Here is a 19,649-nt window from a genome sequence, read left to right as displayed (position 1 = left end):
TTATCTTTTAAACAGTTCGACGTTTACATTGTCGTTGACCGTCAATGCCGATTTGATCGTAACCGGTTTTTTATCGGAGCTGTTGAGTTCCACGAGTTTAGCAGGGTACAAAATACCGTACGCGGATTTCGCATAATCTGAAAAATCGGTAGTGGTTTCAACGCCGCCCTGATTCGTCTTCTGGCGTACCAGCAGACCTGTTTTAGCGTCGAAATAGAGATTGTACTTTACACCCTTTCCCTGTAATTCAACATTATTGACCTGAACACCATTGACGGTTTCGACACCGACAGTCGTGGCGATCAGCCCGCGGTTTTTATAATCGATAAAAGGCACCAGGTTATCATACAATTCCAAACGCATATTCTGCTGCTCGGCCTGGCTGAGATCTTTCACGTCCACTTTCTGCCCGATCGGCACTTTAATCCACCCCTGGTCGCCCTTCACAGTATACACGAAGCTGCGTTTCATGATGGTTTTGTTCTTGTAAATGGACTGTTCGGGTATGGAGGCCGTGATCACGGCGTTGTACGGAGTGGCCGCAGCGGCGGAATAACTTCTCGTCAGATTATAGGATTTTACACCGTCCCATAAACCTTTGCCGCCCGTTGCTTTGTAAAACTGTGAAAATATGGAGTCAGCGGGCAATTTCTGTGCGTACGAGCCAGCGGTTACGAGTAACAGAGCGGCCAGCATTTTGAGCTTTTTCATTTGTGTAAAGATTTTGTTTAAAGTTTTGGACCTTTTCCGTAGTCCGGTTGTCCGGACTACGTTTTTAGATCACTTTGCGTGTTCGGGGTTTAAATAAGCAAAATTAATCGACTCCTGTGCCAGCTATTTGCAAAAACCGTTCCATGAGTCGGCATTTGGGCAAGAATGAGCGTAGCGACACCACCAGTGGCAATTGCGAACTGCTTGTAAATGAAAAGGAAGGGTCGCGACGGCCCTTCCTTTTCACATATATTAACAATTGTTCCCGGGTGTATCAGGCATCGTCGCCACTTGCGGAGATTTTGCCAAACCTGTATTGGAATGTCACATTCACAAGCCTGTTGGTCTGATGCCAGTTCGACGTCTGCGAATACGTGGCGGTATTCAGCTGGCTTCTGTAATTCCGCGATAGGAAAATGTCCTGCACATTAAAGGAGATGGTCGCTTTCTTTTCAAGCAAATCCTTGCGGATACCCATATTGGCTATGAAGACGCCGTCGCGCGTGCCTTGTGCGATTGCCCGCGGGCCCTCGTAGTTTACGTAAGCCGACGCGCGGAAGTCGGCCGGAAGCGTGATGAATGCATTCAGGTTACCGGAGTAGCTCCATGTGCGGTTGTCGATCTGCGCAAGGGTCGATACCACCTCGCTCCGGAAAACGCGACCGCTTCCATTGAGCTTCAACACGTCGCCAAATAGTTTTTGGGAGAAATCGGTTTCAAAACCATAAGAGAACTCGCGCCCCACGTTGTCGTATCTGGTGAGCGAAACACCAGCCTCATCGATCGTCCGGATCTGCGTGATTGCATTGTTAGAATAATCCATGAAAAGCGATGGCCCCCAGCCGCCGTTGGCCTCGTAGTTGGAATAACCCATTTCAGCCTTATGGGTAAACTCGGGACGCAGGTTGGGATTACCAGTTTTTACATTGCGCGGATCAGAAACATCGGTATAGGGGTTCAGCCAGTCGGCTTCGGGACGCTGCACGCGGCGGCTGTAATTTAGCTTTACCTGGGACGATTCGCCCAGTTTGCGCGTCACCGCAAGGGAAGGTACGAGCGTAAGAAAATGCACGCTGAAATCCTGGTTACGGCTCACCTGGTCGATATCCTGGTTATAATCTGTTACCCGAAGGCCGGCCCGGAGTCCCCAGAGGTCGGTTTTCTGTGAGAATGTCATAAAACCGGTGTAAGTCGCATCCTTGTAGCCGAACACATTGCTGATATTGTCGTCAAAAACGTATCCGTTCGTCTCACGGTCGAGATTGTAGAACGCATTTACATTGTCGTTCGAGCTCGTGCGAGAGCGTACACCAGCTTCAAGTGTCGCTTTGGGCGTGATGGGCCAGGTGTAATCGGCATTCAGGAAAAGCGAATGGCGGTTGTTGTTGCGCAGGTTCTGCTGGTTGCGCAGCAGGCTGTCGACAGCGCTTTCCTGTGCGAAATACGATTCTCCGTCGGAGCCGCCAAGGGAGTAGCTCGAGTTGAAATTGAGCTGATGATCTTTATCAGCAAATTTCCGGCGGTAATCGAAGCTGAAATTGACATTATCGCCATTGCCTTTGCTGTTGTTGAGGCGGCGGAAGCTTTCTGATACCACACCCGAAGCGAGCGTGGTTTGGTTGAAGATATTGCTGTTGTTGCGGCTGTTGTCGCGGGAGTAGTTTACGCCGGCTTCAATGGAGTTTTTGTCATTAAAATCATAGTTGACACCCACACGACCGAATGCATTCTTGCCCTTATTGCCGCCGGTACCATCCTGCTGCAGATGCGAGGTCGATTCGGTCACGAAATTATCGCGGTTCAATTTCCTTTCCCAGGTGGTGGCTCGTGTTTGCCCGCTGAGGGACGCATTCAAACCGAATTTCCCGGCTTTGTAGCTCAGGTAACCCGACGCCGCATTGTTGTTTTTGTTGCCAATACTCAACCGCGCACCGCCGTTCATGCCGCGGATTTTCGTCTTTTTAGTAATAATGTCGATTACCCCCGATGCGCCCTCGCCTTCATATTTCGCGGAAGGGGTCGTCATCACGTCGATCCGTTCGATGAGGTTCGCCGGAAAAGACTGCAGGATGGTAGGAAGGTCGCTGCCGTAGAGGTTGGACGGCTTGCCGTCGATCAGTACGACCACATTCCCTTTGCCGCGTACCTGCGGGTTGCCGTTCTCGTCCAGTGAAACCGCCGGTACTTTTTCGAGCAGGTCGCTCACGTTGTTGCTCGTAGCAAGCATGTCCTTGCCGATATTGACGATCTTCTTGTCGATATCGTCGACAATCATCGTTTTTTCACCTTTCACCACCACCTCGGCCAATTTTTGTGCCTCGGCCTTCACGGTAATGCTACCCAAATCGAGCAAGTTGGCTTCGGCGGCTACTTTTACATTGGGCCGGTAAAGCGTTTGGTAACCCATGTTGGTTACACGCAGGATGTAGCTGCCTGGTTTTACGTCGGCAATCGTAAACACCCCGTTCTCATCGGCCACTGCGCCATTGGCCAGGGACGAATCTTTGGGCATTAGCAACGCGATTGTGGCGAATGCTACCCCGGCATTATCGGGCGCCTCCACGATTTTGCCTACAAGCTTACCGCCGACTACGCGGTGTGATTTTGTACCATTCACAGGAAAAGGCGGGCTTTCAGGAGATGCAAAAAGAAGTTGTGCAGGTAAAAATAGGGCAAGACTGTTAAGAAGCAAAGTGCTTTTCACGGGTATAGGATTTAGATTTTATTAGGAGTTAAGTTTGCGAAATTGGCTGACAGCGTGTGAAGAATGTAACAAAACCTAGTTGTAAAGCGGTAGAGGGTACAAAGTTACACCTAATCATGGTAACGTGCCCGTTTTTGAAATAATTACATAAAATTATAAAAAATTTAAGATCTGCAGTATTTTAAATGGGGAACACATTAACTTGCAGCATTTTTAAATAATTTTAATAAATACTGAATTCCTACCTGATGAAACGCTTCCTTTTCGGACTGATCTGTTGCGTGCTCGTGCACTCTGCATTCGCGCAGATCAATGTCATCCCCAAACCCACCCAGGTCCTGACCGCCAAAGGCGCATGGACGCTCAAAGCAAAAACGAAAGTCGGCGCACCTGCCGACGCCAAATGGGCACATGTAGCGGACATGCTCACCGCGCAACTTAGAAAGGCCACCGGACAAACTGTGACAACCACCAAAGGCAAAGGTGATATCACGCTCGCGGTATCATCGGACGCCAGCCTCGGCGAAGAAGGTTACCGCCTGCTGTCGACATCCAAGGGCGTAACCATCCAGGCGCTGACCGCCAAGGGAGCATTCTATGGTGTCCAAACTCTCCTGCAACTGTTGCCGGCAGAGGTATTCAGCGAAGCTCCGGGCGCCGGTGCGTCGGTCACCGGCGTGAAATGGGCCGTGCCTTACGTGACGATCAAAGACGTGCCGCGCTACGCTTACCGCGGGCTGATGCTCGACGTGTGCCGTCATTTCATGCCGATTGAATTTGTCAAGAAATACATCGACCTGATTGCATTGCATAAGCAGAACCAGTTCCACTGGCACCTGACCGACGACCAGGGCTGGCGCATCGAGATCAAGAAGTATCCTGAACTGAAAACCATCAGCTCGAAACGCAAAGAGACGATGAAAGGCCATTACGGCGACCATAAATACGATGGTCAGCCTTATGAAGGTTTTTACACACAGGATGAAATCAAAGAGGTTATTAAATATGCAGAGGATCGTTTCGTGAATGTGATCCCTGAGATCGAAATGCCGGGCCACGCGTTGGCGGCACTGGCAGCTTATCCGCAGCTGGGTAACAATCCCGACAAGATTTATGAAGTAGGAACGAAATGGGGCGTTTACGACGACGTTTTCATGCCGCGTGAGGAGACTTTCAAGTTCCTGGAAGACGTTCTTACCGAAGTGATCGACCTTTTCCCCAGTAAATATATCCACATCGGCGGCGACGAATGCCCGAAAGTACAGTGGAAGGAGAGCCGTTTTGCCCAGAATATCATTCAGAAAGAAGGCTTGAAAGACGAGCACGGTCTGCAAAGCTACGTCATCAAGCGGATCGATAAGTTCATTACTGCCAAAGGCCGCCGGATGATCGGCTGGGACGAAATCCTCGAGGGGGGCCTTTCTCCAAATGCCACAGTGATGAGTTGGCGCGGCATTGAAGGCGGTATCGCCGCGGCGAAAGAGCGCCACGACGTGATCATGACACCCGGTAACTTCTGCTACCTCGACCATTATCAGGCCGACGCCAAAACACAACCGATCGCAATTGGCGGTTTCACCGACCTGGCTGAGTCCTATTCCTACGAACCAACGCCCGCGGAACTTACAGCCGACGAAGCGAAGCACATTCTCGGCGTGCAAGGCAACGTGTGGACCGAATACATGAAAACCCCTGCCTACGTACAATATATGGTATGGCCCCGCGCCACCGCGCTGGCTGAAGTCGGCTGGACTTCTAAAGAGGGCAAGAACTTCGAAGATTTCAGCAAACGCATGGAAATCCACAAAAAGCGCCTCGATTTCCTCGGTGTTAACTACTTCGGCGCGCCGATCAACGGCAAGTTCGAATATGTGTGGCCGGAGAAAAAGTAGTCGTGTTACTTTGAAAGTTGATAGAAGCATCCTGAAAAGGGTGCTTTTATTGTTTAGTGAATATCCCGATATTTACTCTGCATAGATTTTTAGAGGCATGAAAACGAAGAAGAGAATAATCACTATTTATAAAAGCCTCGATGACCCGTATGTCGATGTAATGCTAACCGGCATGGGGGAAACGCCGCGTGAGCGATTCGACAGGTTTTTTGAGATCCGGAAAAAATTCGAACTTTTTATAGGCTTCGATCACAGTACCCGTGATAGGACCATTAAAATCCGCAAAGCAGAATGGATAAATGACTTACGTGAATTGAAGATACTCGCGAGGAGACCACAAGACCTACGGGACGTCGTGATGATCGATGATTTTATCCGATTTGGTGGCGGTGACGGAGCTGATTAGCGATCTGACAGTCATTTGAAACAACTGCTGCAAGACTTAAAATAAAATTCCCCGACCCACCCGCGCCTTCCTGTGAAACATTCTATTTTTGCAGGATGTATAAGATTCTGATCTCCCCTATACTTTTCCTGTTTGACGCTGAGCGCATTCACTATTTTGTGTGCGAGGTGCTCCATGTCGCCTTTAAAATCCCTTTCATGCCGAGGATCATGCGTGCGTTGTACACGTACGAGCACCCCGACCTGGTGCAGGAAGTGGCCGGTTTGCGGTTCCGTAACCCGGTAGGACTGGCCGCGGGGTTCGATAAAAATGCCGAAATGGTAGACCAGCTGGAAGCATTAGGTTTCGGGTTTATCGAGATCGGGACGGTTACGCCGCGCCCGCAGCCGGGGAATGATAAGCCGCGTTTGTTTCGGCTAAAAAAGGATAAGGCGCTCATCAACCGGATGGGTTTCAATAACAAGGGCGTGCAGGTGGCTGCGGCGAAACTGGCGAAACGTAAATCAAAAATCCTGGTAGGAGGTAATATTGGTAAAAATAAGGATACACCGAACGAGCAGGCACTAAGCGATTACCTGATCTGCTTTCGGGAGTTGTTCGATGTGGTGGATTATTTTGTAGTGAATGTAAGCTCGCCAAATACACCCGGATTGCGGGATTTGCAGGAGAAAGGCCCATTGACTGAAATTTTGAAAGAACTGCAAACCCGGAACGCCGAAAGGGTCAATCCCAAACCCATTTTCCTGAAAATAGCGCCGGATCTTACCAATAGCCAGCTCGATGATATTATCGATATTGTAAAGGAAACCGGCATCGCAGGAGTGATCGCTACCAACACGACGATCAGCCGCGAAGGCCTTGTAACCGATCGGACGGAAGTGGCTAACATAGGGGCGGGCGGATTGAGCGGCGCCCCATTGACGCATCGCTCGACGGAAGTAATTCGTTACCTTTGTGAACAATCCAATCATGCATTTCCCGTTATCGGAGTCGGCGGTATCGCCACTCCCGGGCAAGCTTTGGAAAAAATAAATGCAGGGGCCGGCCTGATTCAGCTTTATACCGGCTTTATTTACGAAGGGCCCGGTGTGGTCAGCAGGATCTGCAAGGCATTGGTCAGGAAGTAAAATCTAAAACAGCACTTCACGCATTCCCGGAATAGAAATAAATGTCAGTCAACAAGCCAAGAGGTAACACACAGCGCCAGAAACCGGAGGAGGCCGCCGCTCCCCGCTTTCGTGTATCCCTCGATTGGGAACACATTTTCACCAGTCCGAAGAACACGTTGGCCTGGGGCACTTTCTTTATCATCCTGGGATTAATCCTGGAAACATCGTTTTTCTCCTACATTGTCACCGGTCTGTCCGACCAGAGCGTGCTGGACGGTCTGGGGCACCAGTCGCTGCGTGACGCAGGCCGGCAGACCCGCAACTTCCTGGGCGTGCTCGGGGCAGTGGTTTCGCATATTTTCGTCTATCGCTGGTTTGGGGTAGGAGCATTGTTGTTGCCGCTCGTGCCGTTTGTAGCCGGCTGGAAAATGGCATTCGGCAGGGAAATATTGCCGTTAAGCAGAACGACCCGGGAGGTGATCTTTTTTACGCTCTGGGTAAGTGTGCTGATGGGTTATGTGATTCTCATGAGCAATACCGAAAACACGCTCAGCTTCCTCTCCGGCGGTTTCGGTTACCTCATCAATGTGTCGCTTTTCGACTGGCTGAAATGGGGGAGTGTATTGCCGATTCTCTTTGCACTATTCGTTTTCGCGGTGTTCTTTTACGATGTGCGCGACAGATATGAGTCGTGGCAGGCAAGGCATGCGAAACCGGAAGTAGCGGGTGAGGATACGGGAGATCCGCATTCTTCGGGCGATCCGGCTGCCGTTGCAGCTTCCGAGAGCGCATTTGTGTCGGTCGTAAACGATACTTATGATGATGAGGTGTTGATTTCGGAAGAAGAGCCGGATTCCGATCTGGAAACAGAAGAGGAGACGCCCCGCCCTGCTCCGCATCCCGCAGTGGTATTGCCGGTTGCGGCTCCACCGGTACCCGCTGCATCGACGACCATGGAGTTGCCTGTAATGCCGATGGAAGTATCAGCGGTGCCATCCGAACCGCTTCTGGAACTGGAAGTAGAGGATACCACGCAGGGGAAGGAAGCTGAGGAAGAGGAGTTCGAAGATGAGGATGTCAATGCGTCGATTTTACGCGAATTCGGGCAATATGACCCGATGCTTGACTTGCCATCCTATCATTTTCCGCATATCGACCTGCTGAACGAAGTTGTTGAGAACCAGCATGAAAAAGTAAGCCAGGAAGAGCTAGAAAGCAACAAAACCAAGATTGTCGACACGCTTGGCAGCTATGGTATCAATATATCGAAAATTAAGGCGACGATCGGGCCGACGGTAACGCTTTACGAGATCATCCCGGAAGCCGGTGTCCGGATCTCGAAGATCAAGAACCTGGAAGGCGACATCGCATTGAGCCTTGCAGCGCTCGGTATCCGTATCATTGCGCCTATGCCCGGCCGCGGAACGATCGGTATCGAGGTGCCTAACAAGAACAGGGAAACGGTTTTTGCCCGATCGGTGCTTGCGAATGAGCGTTTCCAGAAGTCGAACTACGACTTGCCGATTGTTTTGGGCAAAACCATTTCGAATGACATTCACATTGCCGATCTGGCAAAAATGCCCCACTTGCTCATGGCAGGTGCGACCGGGCAGGGTAAGTCCGTCGGTTTGAACGTCATTCTCGCCTCATTGATTTATAAAAAGCATCCGGCAGAGCTGAAATTTGTGCTTGTGGATCCGAAAAAGGTGGAATTGACCCTTTTCAACAAGCTGGAAAGGCATTTTCTTGCGAAACTCCCGAATGCCGAAGAAGCCATTATTACAGATACCAAGAAGGTAATTTTTACACTCAATTCCCTGTGTATCGAAATGGACTCCCGCTACGATCTGCTGAAAGAAGCCGCGGTACGGAATTTGAAGGAGTACAATACGAAATTTGCGGCGCGAAGACTGAACCCCGAAAAAGGGCATCGCTTCCTGCCATACATTGTATTGGTGATCGATGAGTTGGCCGACTTGATGATGACGGCCGGTAAAGAAGTTGAAACGCCGATTGCCCGTCTGGCCCAGCTGGCACGTGCGGTAGGTATTCACCTTGTAGTGGCGACGCAGCGACCTTCGGTGAAGGTTATCACGGGGTTGATCAAGGCGAATTTCCCGGCACGTCTGTCGTTCAGGGTAACGTCGAGTATCGACTCCCGTACCATCCTTGATATGGGTGGCGCCGAACAGCTGGTGGGGCAGGGGGACATGCTGCTGGCGATCAACTCGGAGGTAATCCGTTTGCAATGCCCGTTTATAGACACCCGCGAGATCGAGGATGTTTGCGAGTATATCGGCGCGCAGCGCGGCTATGACGAAGCTTATGCCCTGCCCGAATATGAAGGTGAGGACGCCGCGGAAGGTAAGGCGGATCTTAACCCGGATGATTTCGACAGTTTACTACCCGATGCCGCGCGCCTGATCGTGACGCACCAGCAAGGGAGTACTTCGCTGATCCAGCGTAAAATGAAGCTCGGGTACAACCGCGCAGGCCGGATCATGGACCAACTGGAAGTGCTGGGCGTAGTAGGGCCTTTCACCGGAAGTAAAGCACGCGATGTGATGTACCACGACCTGAATATGCTGGAAGAGCATCTCCGCGTAATGGGGGTTAGCTAGTTCGAACGGCATTAAACCCCTGGGTGCTTGCAGAGTCTAAAATTGAAATATTTCACTAAAAACCCCGTTTTTATAAACTTAGTAAGGATTAAATAATTGAATATGAGAAATTTGAAGAAATGTGCTTGCCTGTTTGCGGTAATGACGGTTGTGCTTTTAAACCCATTCGCTTCCAATGCGCAGGGTGATAAAAAGTCATCGGATATATTGAACGCCATGAGCAGCAAGTACCAGAAGATCAAATCCTTTAAAGCACTTTTTACCTACATTACCAAGGGTGAAAAGCCATTGAAAGGAGAAGCGACCGTGAAAGGAACGAAGTTTAGGTTGAAAATGGCTGGTCAGGAGATCTTTAACGACGGTAAACTGATGGCTACGTACATCAAGGAAACCAATGAAGTGAATTTGCAGGATTTCGACCCCGCTGCTGGCGGCGACCTGGACCCGACCAAAATTTACACAGCCTATAAAAAGGGTTTCAAATCCGCTTTTGTAAAGGAAAGACAGGAAGCAGGAAAGGCAGTCGAAGTGGTTGAATTAACGTCAACCAACAAAAACAGCCAGGTTAATAAAGTGCAGATCGAAGTGAACAAGGCTGATAAGTCGATCAGCAGCTGGAAGATCTTCCAAAAGAACGGACAGGAGGTAACTTATAAGGTAGATCAGTTTGTAGCGGACGTGAATGTGGCCGACAATTTTTTCGCCTTCAATGCCAAACAATATCCGGGTGTGGAAGTGGTCGACCTGCGGTAATTTCCAGAAGTATATCAACATAGCAATGGGTGAGACCGAGAGGCTCACCCATTTTCCTTATACGCGTTATATATTCTCTTTTAATTGACCGCCTGATGCAGATCGCGGTATTTCTTGATCAGGTTGTGCGATTCGAGCAATTCTGCTTTCTGGTTGGCGATCAGTTGACGAATATCGACCGGCAGATCGGCGTCGGTAGCTAATGCATCGTCGTAAGCTTCTTGCGCGGCATCCTCGCCATACTCGCAGCTTTCGAGAACCGATGTGCGGTCGTGGCCGGTAAATGTGGCCTTGATGTCCATCCACACACGGTAGATCTTACCGGAAGTGGTCGTTCCCGATGTCACTTCGCCGCCGAGCCTGCGGATTTCTGTGCTCAGTTCATTGATATTCTCACGGCTTTCATTGGCCATTTTCTGAAAGATGCCTCTCAGGTCAACATCTATGTCTTCAACTTCGGTGAGTGCCTTTTCATAACCATCCACGCGGTCGTTGTTAATTCGGATCAAATCATTCATTACTTCAATTAAATTCTCATTGGTTTCCATGGTTCTTCAATGTTAAAGTTTGTGACAAGTTTTGTTTGTAAACAGTTGCATTGTTTTCAAATGCTGTGCCATTATTTCAACAGCCGCGGAAGGAGTGCATAAGGCGTTTTTCGCCTGCGTATATGTAGGAGATATTTCCCGCCGCGAGAGAAACGGCACGCGTATATGCTTCCGAATGTCGGCAGAACCCTCAATTGGGGCGGGCTAGCAATGCCCGGACATGCTGCTCGGTTTCTGAAAAATAGGCGGCTTCTTCAACCTGCCTGTTCAGGAAGCGTTGGATGCGATTGTGCTCGTAAGCTCTGAAAACAGCGGGGTGAACATAATATTTCTTGCAAACCGCCCGCGTATTTCCCAGATGAGTGGCCACGGCGTCGAGACAGGTGTTTAGTACACGGGTCAGTTGCCGTTGCGACGATGCCTTTTCCTGGCGACTGAGGTATTCGAACGCGGTAACAGTTCCCATCCAGGTCCGGAAGTCCTTTGCCGAGAAGGTAGCGCCTGTATGGCGGCGAATGTAATCGTTGACCTGCTGGGCGTTCAGTGCGCATTTGCAGCCACTTTCCGTGACATATTGAAACAACCTTTTCCCGGGCATTTCCTTACATTGCTTTACCAGGCGTGCCAGCTGCTTATCTTGTAGGGTAATGTCCTGCCGGATGCCCTTCTTTCCTTTGAATATAAATCGGATACGGCTTCCGGTGACTGTCGCACTGCGGGCATCGAGCGTAGTAATGCCCGACGAGCCGTGACGAACCTTGTAACGCTGGTTGCCCACGCGCATACAGGTTTTGTCCATCAACTTGATCACCAATGCTATGGCTTTGGAAAGGTCGAAGTCGCGCTTTCGGAGATCATGTTCCACCTGCTCGCGCAATAGCGGCAGGGCTTCGGAAAAAGTCAGGAGTTTGTAATATTTGGTCTGGTTCCTGATGAGGTTCCAGTAGGGATGGTAGCGATATTGTTTCCTGCCGGCAGCGTCGATTCCCGTGGCCTGCAAATGTGCATCCGGATCGGCGCTGATCCATACATTGGTCCAGGCGGGCGGGAGCACCAGCGATTTAATGCGCTTGATCGCCTGAGGATCTTTGCAACGCAGGCCGGCAGCATCGGTATAGTAGAACCGGGGTGCTTTTCCTTTGCGGGTATAGCCAGGCGCATCGGCAGACTGGACATAATGAAGCCCGGCCGCTTCCGCTGTCAATGCAGGATTCTTTCTTAGTTTTTTAAATTGACGGGCCGTGATGACAAGCTCGTCGGTTGTTAATGCAGGGGCTGCGGCTACTGACATGTGGTTTACTTTTTTGTTGTCCCACAAATCCTAATAATTTAATACCAATCCGCGCCGGTGACCGCTAGACGATTCAAAACCGCCTGTCAGCGACACTGCATTCATTTTAAACTACATAAAAAATCCCCAGCCCGGCCCTATGAGCAGCTAAGCTGAGGAACAATGTACTCACAGAAATCGGCTGTTACGCAACCGGGAAATATATCGTGAACACAGAACCTTCACCGAAAACCGATTTTGCATCAATCAGCCCTTTATGGTTTTCCATGATTTTCTTGCAGATCGCCAGACCTATGCCTGTGCCCGGGTACTTGTGGGCGGGGTGCAGGCGCTGGAAAATATCGAAGATCCGGCTTTCGTATTCTGCCTCGAAGCCGATTCCGTTATCGTGAAAAGCAATGGCGTGATATCGGGCAGATGCGGTTTTTTCAAGGGAAACAGCTGTCGCTTCGACGACGTCTGCGGTTATTCTGATAGCAGGCCGTTCGTCGGTTTTTACAAATTTGATCGCATTGCTGATCAGGTTAATGAAGAGCTGGTGTACCTGGAAAGGTATGATTTCAAGGAAGGGTAAATCTTCCGCATGAACCGCAGCACCTTTTTCATCGATAGTATCCTGCAATTCCGAAAGTACATTCCGTAGCACCTCGTTCAAATCTGTGAGGACGAAGGTTTTTTCCATGCTGCCCGCTTTCGAGTAGGTCAGGATATCTTCGATCAACATTTGCATCTTTTCGGCTGCGAAACGCATTCTTTCAACCGAATCTTTAACCTGAACAGACAGGTCGGGATCTTCGCGATCAAGCACCCTTGATGCGAAGATCTGTATTTTCCGAAGCGGCTCTTTAAGATCGTGGGTCGATATCCAGTTCAGGTTGGCCAGTTCCTTGTTGGCAAGCCGCAATTCATCGTTGAGGATACTGTTTTCATCTTCCTGCGCCCTGATAATCCGGTAATTAATATGCTTTTGCAGTGCATAGGAAAAGCTCGACGCCGCATTAACCTCCGATTTGCGCCACGGGGCACTTTTATCCTTCACAATCTCCATCCATAGCTCGAACGATTTGCGCGGGGAAAGCTGTACGCCGTCTTCATTAGGTAAAACAGCCTTATCCGGGTTACCGGCCCAGTTGATTGTCTCGATTTTTTCTTGCCTCAACCATAAAATCCCGTCATTTTCGCCGGAAACCATTGAATGGTAGATCGCCCCCGCGGCATATTTGGAAATGTCTTTCGCGGCCGGATAAACGTCGGAGAGGTTGTCTGTCTCGAACGCCTGATTGGGGTATGCATTTGCGAGAAATGTGAATAAATCAAGCAGTTCGGAATCTGAGGGGACCAGGCCGTTGGTATACAGGACGCCTTCATGGTAAATGGCGGCGCCGGTCGCATTCGCGAGTTTCAGCAATGCCGGCGAACGGTGGCTGGCTTCCATGAAGTTTTCGGTCTCGTGCAGGAGCGCCAGCGCTTCCACCAAGGCTTTGTCCACTTCTTCACTGATTTTGTATTCCTCGGCCACTTCCCGTACCGCTATTTGCGAGGTCAGGAAATGGCCCTGCAGCAATGCGGAAAGGCGTGTATAATGTGGCAATATCTTCGGCGCATAATGGTGGCAGGCGATAAGACCCCAAAGTTTCTGGTTTTGGAGCAGTGAGATCGTCAACGTCGCACCTACACCCATATTTTTGAGATACTCGATATGCATGGGAGATACGCTGCGGAGGATCGACAGGCTGAGATCCAGGGAATGGTTTCCCTTGTCAGCAGAATCGTCGATGGTGAGCAGCGGTACCGGCGTATAGCTGATGTCCGCGATCATTCGCAGCGGATTTCGGATATACAGTTCGCGTGCCTGTGCGGGGATGTCGGTATGCGGGTATTTCTGGTTAGCAAACGAAACCAGGTCTTCGCGTCGGCTTTCGGCTATCACCTCTCCATTGTACTGCTCGTCGAAGCGGTAGATCATCACCCGGTCGTAACCGGTAATGGCGCGCGTCTCATCGGCGATCTCCTGGCAGAGGTCCAGCAAGCCGCTGGATTTTTCCATGATCGACACGAAATTCCGTGTCTGCGTGTAGAGGTTCGGCAAGTTCAGGGTACCGTCGGGGAACGGTTCCAGCTCCATGATCACATTGCCGCCGCTCTGGTGAACGGTGGTATTGAACGAAGTCCCGTTCAGCGAGAACACAAACGGCTTTGCGGAGTCGATAACCTCTTCGCCGGCGTACAAGGCGAATCGCGAGGCCTGTTCCCCTGGGAAAATATCCGAAATATCTTTGCCAAGCAACGTTTCAGGGCCGACGCCGATGTATACGGCACTATTGGCACTGCAGAATTCGATCCTCGAATCACCTTTTTTTATTCCCAGCAAAAAACCATGGGGTTGAATACTGCCTGGTATATGGATGGGTTCACTTTCGCAATTCGTCAGATTGACAATGTCGCGATTTACGATGTCCTTAATATTCATTCATGCTGATCAGTTACGACCGGCCGGGTCACGCTCGCTGCGCCTGTTTGCCTCAGCCAATTGTCAATGATGGTAAAAGTATTTTTTGCACTGGCGATTACCTCGCCCCTTTCTTCATGCTCTTCGACAAATTGGGTAAGGGCGGAGATGAAACTTTTCCACAGGTTCCCTGTTTGCGTACCATATCCCCAGAAGTAGGAAGCGCCGTTTTCAAATGTCAGTCCCAGCACTTCATGCGTGTGTTTGTACAAAAATCTTCCGCCGAGTGTCGAACCTTCCAGCACATACATGATACCCAGCGCCTGAGCGACCGAAGAAAATTCGAAATGATAAACGGGTAATGCGTCGATCTCGGCTTCTGTAAAACCCGTCGCAAGCAGGTCGTCGATGATCAGTCGCGATTTGTAACGATCGGACAAGTCGGTGATAACGTGGGAAATAGCGGGGAATATCTGATCCTCGCAGGCGACAGTCACTCCGAAAAGAGCGGCCAGGTAAGTCTGGTAATCCTGAATGGAAACGGAGGGATTGAGTATTGCTTTGGAAAGTCGGTTATCTTCCAGTGCCTGGTGGCTTTCCACTGTCTCTTGTCTTAATTGTTTGAAAAATAAGTCTTGCTCCGTGTTGAAAGCAGTTGCTTCACTCATACTGAATGCAAATTGAAACCTGTTAAGATTAATTGGTAATCAAAAATTGTTCCAACCCCACCGGCATTACCGTTCCCGCCTTTTCGAGCAGGCACATTTTAAGGATTTCTATCAAACCTTTGAAGCTGGTCGGTTTCTGGATATAGAGGTTAGCGCCACCCTTATACGCCGATTCCCACAGGTATTGCGCCACGGACGTCGAGAGGATCACAACCGGAACCTGTTCGTACCCGGCCGTACCCCTGATTTCTTCCAGACATTCAAGCCCGTTTTTGACCGGCATATTCATATCCAGAAATATGATATCCGGCTTGGCATCTGCGCCTTTCATTAATTGGAGGAGCTGCGCACCATTTTCAGCAACAGAAAGCCGTGTCTCAACCGGGACCTGTTCCAATGCTTCCCGGAACAAGAAAGTATCATCGTGGTCGTCGTCGGCCAGCAAAATACGCGTAAGGGTAAGGAAGCTCATTAATCGGGAAGAGGGGGTTATAAAATGGCTGAACAACACATCGCGATGTCGACGGATAGCTACAAAAATATGCATTCTTTTTCCAGAAAACTAAATGTGCCTGCCGCGGGTGCCGGCCGCAAACGGGTTTGTGATGGGGTGGCACAGTTTTTTACTTTTTAGCACCCAAATCATCAAAAAATGAAAACCTGTTATGAAAAAGATCACATTGAGTATCCTAATGGCCGCTACTACTTTGGTGGCCACCGGCGTGGCGTTCACTGCCTGTAACAGCAACAAGACTGAGGACAGCAAGGAAGTTGCCGAAGAGCAAAATGAAGCGAAACTCGATACGACTGCATTGGAAGACGACTCCGAGTTTGCCGTGGCAGCTGCCGACGGCGGTATGATGGAGGTGAAACTGGGCGAACTGGCGAAGATGAATGCGGCAAGCGCCGACGTTAAAAAGTTCGGCGAAATGATGGTTACCGACCATTCGAAAGCCAATGATGAATTGAAAGCGCTCGCTGCTCAAAAAAACATCACGCTTCCCGCTACATTGAGCGACGACAAGCAGAAAAAGTACGATGAACTGGCCGAAAAGAAAGGCAAAGAGTTTGATAAAGCCTACGTATCCTTCATGGTCGACGACCACAAGGAAGATATCAACGAGTTCGAAGAAGCCGGGAGTGACGCTAAAGACCCGGATGTAAAAGCATGGGCGGCAGGAAAAGTGCCGACATTGAAACATCACCTGGAAACGGCTGAGGCGCTCCATGAAAAGGTAAAGTAAGCTAAACCGTTGGTTTGAAATGCCCGGGGCGCCAAGCGTTCCGGGCATTTTGCGTTTAAGAAACGCGGGATAGTGAAAACAAATCTCCAATTTGTAATTTTAAACCCCGTCGGGAGCCGGCCTCGCAAAGTAATTCCGGTAAAACGCTTGCGATTTGATTTTGCATAAGTTTATTTTGTCTACCTATTATATAGAGTATTTCATGTTTGCTATCCTTACCCGTACTACGAAGTTGATTTCAAAGGCCTTTTCAGGCCTGATTGCATTGGTTGTGTCGGTTACGCTGGCGTTCGGCCAAGCCGCTCAGCGCCCGAATATTATCTTCATATTCTCCGATGATCACGCCTATCAGGGCATTGGTGCCTATGGAAACAAAATCGCCAAAACACCGAATATCGACCGCATTGCCCGGGAAGGCGCATTGCTTACCAATAACCTCGTTACCAACTCCATATGCGGCCCGAGCCGTGCTACACTCCTCACCGGCAAATACAGCCATCTGAACGGCTACAAACGCAACGACCGCACGAAATTCGATACCAGCCAGACGCTGTTATCGGAAACGCTCCGCAAGAACGGCTACCAGACGGCCTGGATCGGTAAAATGCATTTGAACAGCCTGCCGGCAGGTTTCGATTACTGGAATGTACTTCCCGACCAGGGGCATTATTACAATCCGGAGTTCGTGGGCCAACCTAACGATACCACCAAATACACAGGCTACGTTTCCGATCTTATTACCCAGTTTGCTACCGGATGGCTCGAAAAACGTGAAAACGACAAGCCGTTTTTCCTGATCGTCGGCCACAAAGCCACGCACCGCGAATGGATGCCCGCCCTGGAAGACCTTGGCGCTTATGATGATGTGACTTTTCCGCTGCCTTCGACATTTTATGATGATTATAAGGGAAGAAAGGCAGCCGCCGACCAGGATATGACGATCGACAAAACGATGCGCATGAAGCTCGACCTGAAAGTGGGCGTGGATTATGAAACAGATTTTCTCTACAAACGCCTGAACTCCGAGCAGAAAAAGGTTTTTAAGGCTTACTATGACAAGGTTTCAAAAGAAGTTACCGACAAGAACCTGACCGGGAAAGCACTGGTGGAATGGAAATTCCAGCGTTACCTCCGTGATTATTTCGCGACGGCCAATTCACTCGACCGTAACATTGGTAAGTTGCTCGATTACCTCGATAAAAGTGGTTTGTCCAAAAATACGGTCGTGATCTACGCCTCCGACCAGGGTTTTTACCTCGGCGAACACGGCTGGTTCGACAAGCGGTTCATTTACGAAGAATCGCTCAAAACACCGTTTGTGATCCGTTATCCGGGGGTGATCAAACCGGGTACGAAAGTGAGCGACCTCGTGGTGAATATCGACTGGGCGCCTACCGTGCTGAATATCGCAGGTGTGAAAACTCCCTCGGACATGCAGGGCAAATCGTTCTTCCCATTGTTGAAAGCGAACCGCGCAGCACAAATTCCGTGGAGGAAAGAGGCATATTATCACTATTACGAGTTCCCCCAGCCGCACCACGTACACCCGCATTTCGGGCTAAGGACGAGCCGCTACAAGCTGGCCTACTTCTACGGCGGTGCCGATTCATGGGAATTGTATGATTTGCAAAAAGATCCGAAAGAGGTTTCGAATATCTACGGAACAAAAGGAACAGAAACACTGACAACCGATCTTAAAACGAAGCTGAAAACGTTAATGAACGAATACAAAGACGACGAGGCATTGCAGATCCTTGCGACAGCTAAACCCTGATCAGCGTGGCAGACACCCGAGTGGATATTCCAGGAGTGGGTACTCCCGAATACGATGCGATAGTGGTCGGCTCTGGTCCGAATGGGCTTGCGGCGGCCATTACCTTACAAGAGTCGGGGCTTTCGGTGTTGTTGATTGAAGGTAAAGAAACGATTGGCGGCGGTATGCGTACAGCGGAACTGACGTTGCCCGGTTACCGACACGACATTTGCTCGGCGGTTCACCCGATGGCATTGATGTCGCCATTTTTTGCAAAGCTGCCGCTCGCGGATTTCGGGTTGACGTTCGTTCAACCGACTCACGACGCGGCACATCCGCTGGACGGAGGCAGGGTGGCAGTGTTGGACCAATCGGTGGAATCGACGGCGGCGCAGCTGGGTGCGGATGGGAGTACTTACCGCAAATGGATGAGTAATTTGCTCGAATCGGTCCCGAAGTTGTTGCCGGATCTGCTAGGGCCGTTGCAATGGCCTGCCGAGCCTTTTCGCCTGGCAGGTTTTGGATTAGCAGCACTGCCCCCGGCGACCTGGACTGCCACGAAGTTCAAAACAGCGGAGGGACGTGCATTATGGGCCGGAATGGCAGCGCATTCGATCCAGCCGCTGGATAATATTGCCACGTCGGCGTTTGGTATCATGCTCATGGCGGCGGCACATATTAAAGGATGGGTGATTCCTGTAGGCGGAAGTCAAAGCATTGCGGACGCACTGGGGGCGTATTTTCAATCGCTCGGCGGAAAGATCCAAATAGGCTGGATGGTGGGCTCATTGAATGAACTTCCACCGGCGAAGGCGGTCTTAATGGATGTGACGCCGCGACAGCTGATACGCATCGCGGGCGACAGGCTGAGTACTTCGTACAAACGTCGTCTCGAAACCTACCGGCAGGGTCCGGGGATTTTCAAGGTCGATTGGGCACTGGATGAGCCGATACCCTTTCAACGCGAGGAATGCAGGAGCGCAGGGACGGTGCATCTGGGGAATACATTCGAAGAAATTGTGCAGTATGAACGTAATGTAGGAAATGGCAAACGGGGCGAGAAACCTTTTGCCCTTGTAGCGCAGCAAAGTCTTTTTGATAAAACGCGCGCACCGGAAGGCAAGCATACGGCATGGGCCTATTGCCACGTACCCAACGGCGACGACCGCGACATGACCGACGCCCTGGAAAGCCAGATCGAACGCTATGCTCCGGGTTTCAGGGACGTGATCAAAGCAAAACACATTACCAATGCCAGCGCATTGGAACAATATAACCCGAATTACATCGGAGGTGATATCAACGGGGGTATTCAGGATATCTGGCAGTTGTATTCGCGGCCGGTACTGAGTATTTCGCCTTACCGGACGTCGGCCAGAGACATTTACATTTGCTCGTCGTCCACACCGCCGGGCGGGGGCGTACATGGGATGTGCGGGTACCACGCTGCGCGACAGGCTTTGAAGGATGTTTTTAAAGTAGAAGTAAAAAAAGGATAAC

Annotated in this window: 15 protein-coding genes; 8 read left to right on the top strand and 7 right to left on the bottom strand. The window is 50.3% G+C overall.

Annotation, left to right across the window (positions count from 1 at the left end):
• Together ACTJJJ_RS25650 and ACTJJJ_RS25645 are read right to left on the bottom strand one after the other, a co-directional pair.
• Positions 1–711: a hypothetical protein gene (locus tag ACTJJJ_RS25650; RefSeq protein ID WP_440703436.1), complete on the bottom strand. Its 711-nt coding sequence runs from the start codon at positions 709–711 to the stop codon at positions 1–3.
• A 274-nt stretch (positions 712–985) separates the two neighbouring features.
• Complete coding sequence (locus tag ACTJJJ_RS25645; protein ID WP_440703435.1) at positions 986–3,415, bottom strand: TonB-dependent receptor domain-containing protein; 2,430 nt, start codon at positions 3,413–3,415, stop codon at positions 986–988.
• A 248-nt stretch (positions 3,416–3,663) separates the two neighbouring features.
• On the opposite strand from ACTJJJ_RS25645, the gene ACTJJJ_RS25640 reads away from it, so the two are divergent.
• From ACTJJJ_RS25640 to ACTJJJ_RS25620, 5 genes are all read left to right on the top strand, one after another.
• Positions 3,664–5,307, top strand: coding sequence for a beta-N-acetylhexosaminidase (locus tag ACTJJJ_RS25640; protein ID WP_440703434.1), 1,644 nt, complete (start codon positions 3,664–3,666; stop codon positions 5,305–5,307).
• A 97-nt stretch (positions 5,308–5,404) separates the two neighbouring features.
• On the top strand, positions 5,405–5,713 hold the full coding sequence (locus tag ACTJJJ_RS25635; protein WP_188937050.1) for a hypothetical protein: 309 nt from the start codon (positions 5,405–5,407) through the stop codon (positions 5,711–5,713).
• Between the two features lie 95 nt (positions 5,714–5,808).
• Positions 5,809–6,840 (top strand): quinone-dependent dihydroorotate dehydrogenase, encoded by a 1,032-nt coding sequence (locus ACTJJJ_RS25630; RefSeq protein ID WP_426292082.1) that lies wholly within the window; start codon positions 5,809–5,811, stop codon positions 6,838–6,840.
• A gap of 41 nt (positions 6,841–6,881) precedes the next feature.
• Positions 6,882–9,443: a DNA translocase FtsK 4TM domain-containing protein gene (locus tag ACTJJJ_RS25625; protein WP_426292081.1), complete on the top strand. Its 2,562-nt coding sequence runs from the start codon at positions 6,882–6,884 to the stop codon at positions 9,441–9,443.
• Positions 9,444–9,545: 102 nt separating this feature from the next.
• Entirely contained in the window at positions 9,546–10,196 is a 651-nt protein-coding gene (locus ACTJJJ_RS25620; RefSeq protein ID WP_440703433.1) for a LolA family protein, read from the top strand.
• 80 nt (positions 10,197–10,276) lie between these two features.
• Here ACTJJJ_RS25620 and ACTJJJ_RS25615 read toward each other — a convergent pair whose 3' ends face one another.
• From ACTJJJ_RS25615 to ACTJJJ_RS25595, 5 genes are all read right to left on the bottom strand, one after another.
• Positions 10,277–10,744, bottom strand: coding sequence for a ferritin-like domain-containing protein (locus ACTJJJ_RS25615; protein ID WP_188937038.1), 468 nt, complete (start codon positions 10,742–10,744; stop codon positions 10,277–10,279).
• A gap of 190 nt (positions 10,745–10,934) precedes the next feature.
• Complete coding sequence (locus tag ACTJJJ_RS25610) at positions 10,935–12,035, bottom strand: DNA topoisomerase IB (protein ID WP_440703432.1); 1,101 nt, start codon at positions 12,033–12,035, stop codon at positions 10,935–10,937.
• A gap of 184 nt (positions 12,036–12,219) precedes the next feature.
• A complete protein-coding gene (locus tag ACTJJJ_RS25605) occupies positions 12,220–14,505 on the bottom strand; it encodes an ATP-binding protein (RefSeq protein ID WP_440703431.1) in 2,286 nt (761 codons plus the stop codon).
• On the bottom strand, positions 14,502–15,152 hold the full coding sequence (locus tag ACTJJJ_RS25600) for a biliverdin-producing heme oxygenase (RefSeq protein WP_440703430.1): 651 nt from the start codon (positions 15,150–15,152) through the stop codon (positions 14,502–14,504). Before ACTJJJ_RS25600 ends, ACTJJJ_RS25605 begins: the two co-directional genes overlap by 4 nt.
• 28 nt (positions 15,153–15,180) lie before the next feature.
• The gene (locus ACTJJJ_RS25595) at positions 15,181–15,624 is read right to left on the bottom strand and encodes a response regulator (RefSeq protein ID WP_440703429.1); all 444 of its coding nucleotides are present in this window, start codon (positions 15,622–15,624) and stop codon (positions 15,181–15,183) included.
• Between the two features lie 193 nt (positions 15,625–15,817).
• Between ACTJJJ_RS25595 and ACTJJJ_RS25590 the strand changes: the two genes are divergently transcribed.
• From ACTJJJ_RS25590 to ACTJJJ_RS25580, 3 genes are all read left to right on the top strand, one after another.
• On the top strand, positions 15,818–16,396 hold the full coding sequence (locus ACTJJJ_RS25590; protein ID WP_440703428.1) for a DUF4142 domain-containing protein: 579 nt from the start codon (positions 15,818–15,820) through the stop codon (positions 16,394–16,396).
• A 202-nt stretch (positions 16,397–16,598) separates the two neighbouring features.
• Complete coding sequence (locus ACTJJJ_RS25585; protein WP_440703427.1) at positions 16,599–18,170, top strand: sulfatase family protein; 1,572 nt, start codon at positions 16,599–16,601, stop codon at positions 18,168–18,170.
• A 35-nt stretch (positions 18,171–18,205) separates the two neighbouring features.
• On the top strand, positions 18,206–19,648 hold the full coding sequence (locus tag ACTJJJ_RS25580) for a phytoene desaturase family protein (RefSeq protein WP_440703488.1): 1,443 nt from the start codon (positions 18,206–18,208) through the stop codon (positions 19,646–19,648).
• The last annotated feature ends 1 nt before the right edge of the window (position 19,649 follow it).

Origin of the sequence: Dyadobacter sp. 22481, from assembly GCF_052044875.1 — a bacterium.
GTDB lineage: Bacteria > Bacteroidota > Bacteroidia > Cytophagales > Spirosomataceae > Dyadobacter > Dyadobacter endophyticus.
This window is presented reverse-complemented; position numbering and strand designations above follow the sequence as displayed.

Coding starts and splice junctions, on each gene's coding strand:
- ACTJJJ_RS25650 (WP_440703436.1), bottom strand. CDS start 711: ATGAAAAAGCTCAAAATGCTGGCCGCTCTGTTACTCGTAACCGCTGGC.
- ACTJJJ_RS25640 (WP_440703434.1), top strand. CDS start 3,664: ATGAAACGCTTCCTTTTCGGACTGATCTGTTGCGTGCTCGTGCACTCT.
- ACTJJJ_RS25635 (WP_188937050.1), top strand. CDS start 5,405: ATGAAAACGAAGAAGAGAATAATCACTATTTATAAAAGCCTCGATGAC.
- ACTJJJ_RS25630 (WP_426292082.1), top strand. CDS start 5,809: ATGTATAAGATTCTGATCTCCCCTATACTTTTCCTGTTTGACGCTGAG.
- ACTJJJ_RS25625 (WP_426292081.1), top strand. CDS start 6,882: ATGTCAGTCAACAAGCCAAGAGGTAACACACAGCGCCAGAAACCGGAG.
- ACTJJJ_RS25620 (WP_440703433.1), top strand. CDS start 9,546: ATGAGAAATTTGAAGAAATGTGCTTGCCTGTTTGCGGTAATGACGGTT.
- ACTJJJ_RS25615 (WP_188937038.1), bottom strand. CDS start 10,744: ATGGAAACCAATGAGAATTTAATTGAAGTAATGAATGATTTGATCCGA.
- ACTJJJ_RS25610 (WP_440703432.1), bottom strand. CDS start 12,035: ATGTCAGTAGCCGCAGCCCCTGCATTAACAACCGACGAGCTTGTCATC.
- ACTJJJ_RS25605 (WP_440703431.1), bottom strand. CDS start 14,505: ATGAATATTAAGGACATCGTAAATCGCGACATTGTCAATCTGACGAAT.
- ACTJJJ_RS25600 (WP_440703430.1), bottom strand. CDS start 15,152: ATGAGTGAAGCAACTGCTTTCAACACGGAGCAAGACTTATTTTTCAAA.
- ACTJJJ_RS25595 (WP_440703429.1), bottom strand. CDS start 15,624: ATGAGCTTCCTTACCCTTACGCGTATTTTGCTGGCCGACGACGACCAC.
- ACTJJJ_RS25590 (WP_440703428.1), top strand. CDS start 15,818: ATGAAAAAGATCACATTGAGTATCCTAATGGCCGCTACTACTTTGGTG.
- ACTJJJ_RS25585 (WP_440703427.1), top strand. CDS start 16,599: ATGTTTGCTATCCTTACCCGTACTACGAAGTTGATTTCAAAGGCCTTT.